At 66.0% G+C, this 4152-nt stretch carries 4 protein-coding genes; 2 read left to right on the top strand and 2 right to left on the bottom strand.

Features of this window, described 5'->3' with window-relative positions; translation table 11 throughout:
* The coding region (locus RSA25_RS19135) for a hypothetical protein (RefSeq protein ID WP_332810412.1) at nt 1–200 on the bottom strand (200 nt) is incomplete at its 3' end.
* Between the two features lie 50 nt (nt 201–250).
* Entirely contained in the window at nt 251–2356 is a 2106-nt protein-coding gene (locus RSA25_RS19130) for a TonB-dependent receptor (protein WP_332810411.1), read from the bottom strand.
* 292 nt (nt 2357–2648) lie between these two features.
* On the opposite strand from RSA25_RS19130, the gene RSA25_RS19125 reads away from it, so the two are divergent.
* Both RSA25_RS19125 and RSA25_RS19120 read left to right on the top strand, forming a co-directional pair.
* A complete protein-coding gene (locus RSA25_RS19125) occupies nt 2649–3317 on the top strand; it encodes a GAD-like domain-containing protein (RefSeq protein WP_332810410.1) in 669 nt (222 codons plus the stop codon).
* Nucleotides 3318–3447: 130 nt separating this feature from the next.
* On the top strand, nt 3448–3879 hold the full coding sequence (locus RSA25_RS19120; RefSeq protein ID WP_332810409.1) for a hypothetical protein: 432 nt from the start codon (nt 3448–3450) through the stop codon (nt 3877–3879).
* The last annotated feature ends 273 nt before the right edge of the window (nt 3880–4152 follow it).

Raw genomic sequence — 4152 nt, 5'->3', positions numbered from 1 at the left:
GTGTCCACGCCGTGGTGCCGGATCGCGGCCAGGCCGGCCAGGCGATACGCCACCGACCACGGTTCCAGCGTGTCTGCGTGGCGCGAGAACAGCAGGGCGTGGGGCACGTCCTGCGCCTCCAGTTCCAGCGCCACGCCGCCGATGTAGAGGCGCTCGCGGTGCAGCACCGCGCCATGGGTAAAGCCGAGCCGTGCTGCCATCTGCGCGCATCCTGCGGAAGTGAAGCCGGCGATGATAGCCCGGCGCGCCCTCAGTCGAAGCGCCAGCGCAGGCCGGCATAGACCCCACGGCCTTCGCCCGGGGTGGAGCGCGCCACGTCCCTGCCGGCGTCGTTGTAGCCCGGCGTCACCGTGGCCGCGTAGTGGCGGTCGCCGATGTTGCGCAGTTCCGCCCACGCCTGCCAGCGCCCGCTGGGGGCATCGAAGCCGACCCGGCTGCCGACGACCACGTGGCCGTCGGCGCGGACGCTGTTGGCGTAATCGACGAACACCGCCGAGGCGTATTCGGTGTTGAGCGCGGCGTAGAAACCGGTCGGGTGCGCGTAGCGCAGCTCGGCCTGGTAATAGTGGCGGGGCAATCCCGGCAGCCGGTTGCGGCCGAACTGCGCGTCATGCCGGTAGCGGAAATCGCTGAACGTATATGCCTGGCGCAACCCCAGGCGGCCCTCGCGGCCCTCCCACAGCGTGCTGTCCAGCGCGGCCTCGATGCCACGGTGCACGGTGGGGCTGGCATTGTTCTCGGCCACGAACAGGTTCGGTACCGGCACCACCTCCACGCTGAGCAACTCGTGCAGCACGCGGGCGTAGTAGCCGGTCAGTTCCCAGCGGCCGAGCGCGGCGTCACCGCGTGCGCCCAGTTCCAGGGTGGTGGCGGTCTGGTTGTCCAGGTGCACCGGGGCGCGCTGGCGACCGCTGGAGGCGCCGTTTCCGGCGGCGAAGTACTGGTTGGAGCCCCAGATCATCGACCACGGGTGTGCCGGTTCCACCGAGCGGCTCAGGTTGCCGAACCACTGCACCTGCGGCGTCTGCTGCCAGGTCACGCCCACCCGTGGCGCGTAATCCCATTGCCGTTCGGCCAGCCGCTCGGGCGTGGCCGGCCAGGTGACCTGTACCTCGCGCCGGGTATGGATCAGCGCCAGCCCGGTCTGCAGGTGCAGCGCGTCGGTGAGGCTCAGGTCGTTGCTGAGATGCAGGGTGCTGTCGGTGCCGTGGTGCGAAAAGTCGCGCGTGTGGGTGCCGGCCGCGTAGCCGTTGCTGGCAAAGCGCAGCGTCTCGCGCACATCGGCATCCAGGTCGTGGGTCACGCGCAGGCCGAGCGTGGTCACGCTGTCGCGGCCAAACAGCCGGTGCCGGTGGCGGTAGTCCAGCGTGGCGTTGAGGTTGCTGTAGTCCAGCTGCTGCCGGTACAGGCTCTCGTTCAAGTCCATCGGGTACTTGTGGTACGCCAGCCCGGCCTGTAGCGACGAGGCGTCGTCGATCTGCCAGGTGGTCATGTTGCCGATGAAGGTGCTGCCCGGTTGCGGGCGGCGCGCATCGATGGCCAGGTTGGCCGGATTGGCCGCGCGCGGGTCGTTGCGGATCTGCGCGCGGGTCAGGCGCCCGGGCGTTTCGTGATTGGTCTCGCGGTAACGCACGAAGAAGCGCGTTTCCAGGCCCGGGGTGATCTGCCAGCCCAGGTTGGCCATGGCCCCCTTGCCGTCGCTGGCCGCGTGGCGCTGGTAACCGTCGGCTTCGGTATCGGTGTAGGTCAGGTAATAGTCCACCTGGCCGGTGGCACCGCCATAGCCCACGCTGCGCTTCTGGTAGCCGCGGCTGCCGGCCTCGTATTGCAGCTCCAATCCCGCCGCGTCGCGACCGCTGCGGCTCACGTAGTTGATCGCCCCGCCCAGCGCCAGCGCGCCACGTTCCAGGCCGTTGGCGCCGCGCAGCACTTCCGCCCGGCTCAGCCACAACGGCTCCAGCAGTTCATAAGGCGTACCGCCCGGGCCGGTCAGCGGCAGGCCATCCAGCGACACCGCAATGCCCGACGCATGCGCGCCCGGCCCACGGTTGATGCCCGAGCCCCGGATGGACACCTTGGCGCCCTCGTTGCCGGGCGACTGCGCGTTGATGCCGGGCTGGTAAGCCAGCACATCGGCGCTGGAGGACAGCCGCCGATCGGCATCGGCCAGGTCCACCACGTTGCCGGCACCCGGGACGCGCTTGAGCGCGGCACGCGCCTGCTCGGTCTCGCTGGCGGCGGTCACGTTGACGGCATCGAGGGTGGTGGCCTGGGGCGCAGCGTGGGCAGCGGCGCAGGCGGCGAGGGTGGCCACGAACAACAGGGACGGGGCAGGGCGGTACGACGATCGCGACATGCGTAAGGGGCTGTAAACTGGAAATCCGGCGCGCAAGTTAACAGGTTGGGCGGGGCGCGTCACCCATCGGCGGCGTATGGGATGGCGGCGCTGCAAACTTTAAGCATTTGCCCGTGCTCGGCGGCGCTACCGATGTGACCAGCAGTCTTCACGTGCTTGGACTCGAACGACAAACGCCTGAATGCCAGAGGCCTCCCTTGGCTGTCGTGATTAGCGCTTAGAACCCGTCGATGCCTGAGGTATAAGGTCGCCTCCGCTCACTCCGACGGCACTGATGCGCATGGAAGGGACAATGGAAGACGATCAGGATTTTGCGCTTTTCATTGAGAGCTTTGGCGAGGCAACTGGGCACGTCCAGGTGGAAGCGTCCAGCTTTTCCAGATGGACCGGCATCTTGCCTGAATCACTATTGAGCTACTGGCGTCGGGATGGATGGGCGAACTATGGCAATGGGCGGCTGTGGACGGTGAATCCCGAAGACTACGAAGAGGTATCGCGCACGTGGTTGGCTGGTACGCCATTTCCCTCCATCGATACCTATCATGTATTTGCCAGAACTGGTTTCGGAAAGCTCTACCTGTGCGGTGAAGCATCAGGCGCCGGCCTCAGCATCGATCCGGTCCGCAGTGAAGTATTCGCGCTCCAGAACCGCCTGAGGGCCAGGTCTTTGGGGCAACAGGATGGTGGTATCAAGGCATTCTTTGCCTGTGCGGAGTGGGACGATTTTGATCTGATGGATGGCGCTGAAGAATTGCTTTTTGACAGGGCCGTGAACGCGAACGGACCCTTGTTGGCGGATGAAATGTACGGCTTTGAGCCAGCCCTGGTCTGCGGCGGAGAGCCAGCCATCCGCAATCTCCGAAGGGTCAAACTTCAGCCGCACCTGCATATGCTGAGGCAATTCGCCGCGCCGACCTTCCCTCGCTACGCAATTCATGCGAAGCCATTGGTCCGTAAATGACGCGCAACTGACCAAAACTCCGAGTCCTTCCCGCAGCATACGGAAGGGGACACGCCTGCGTTCAGCGCAGGGTGGACCAATCACGCAGTCCTACCGATACTGTGCAGCCACTGGATCAAGGACGACATCGATGGCCAAACCGCGCGAATTCAAGGCGTTGGTGGCATTTCTGCAGCGGATCCCGGCACTGTCGGGCAATGTCCACTGGCAACGCTGCGACGATGGCACGTGGTATGTGGGCTTCCGTCTCGCGCTCGAGCACCCGCTGGCCTGGAGCGCGGTGCAGGAGCTCGCCTACGTGCTCAACACGCTGTCGGTGACCGAGCAGTTGCCAACGCGCTTCCTGCCCACCGCGCCGCCGCCCTACCTCAACGGCCCTGCGTGCTGGCATCTGAGCTGGTGCATCGAATCCACCGCCCCGGGCATCACACCGGACCAGGTGCTGGCCTGGCTTGAGGAGCGCCTGCCCCAGCCGGTGGACGATGAGACGCAATGGCTGCCCTCCCTCGTCGAGGACGTCGAGATGCCCGCTGAAACCCTGGATGCCGGACATATCCGGTAGAGCCACCCCATGGGTGGCTGCACGCGATACCAGATCGAAAACCAGCCACCCATGGGGTGGCGCTACCCACATGACGGACCGGTGTCGATCAGCCCAGAATCCCCGTTGCGCACGCCACCGCGATCTCATACCCGGCATCGGCATGATGCGACGCAATGGCTGCCCTCCCTCGTCGAGGACGTCGAGATGCCCGCTGAAACCTAAGATGCCGGGCATATCCGGTAGCAACTGTCTTGTCAGTGGTAGCCGAGGGCGACCTCGGCATCCCGCTTG

Source organism: Stenotrophomonas sp., from assembly GCF_036662295.1.
In the GTDB taxonomy this organism is placed as follows: domain Bacteria; phylum Pseudomonadota; class Gammaproteobacteria; order Xanthomonadales; family Xanthomonadaceae; genus Stenotrophomonas.
Note: the sequence above shows the minus strand (reverse complement) of the source record. Positions and strands in the feature narration are given on the sequence as shown.

Bases quoted from the DNA above. Each gene is read 5' to 3' on its own strand.
- RSA25_RS19130 (WP_332810411.1), bottom strand. From the start codon at position 2,356: ATGTCGCGATCGTCGTACCGCCCTGCCCCGTCCCTGTTGTTCGTGGCC.
- RSA25_RS19125 (WP_332810410.1), top strand. From the start codon at position 2,649: ATGGAAGACGATCAGGATTTTGCGCTTTTCATTGAGAGCTTTGGCGAG.
- RSA25_RS19120 (WP_332810409.1), top strand. From the start codon at position 3,448: ATGGCCAAACCGCGCGAATTCAAGGCGTTGGTGGCATTTCTGCAGCGG.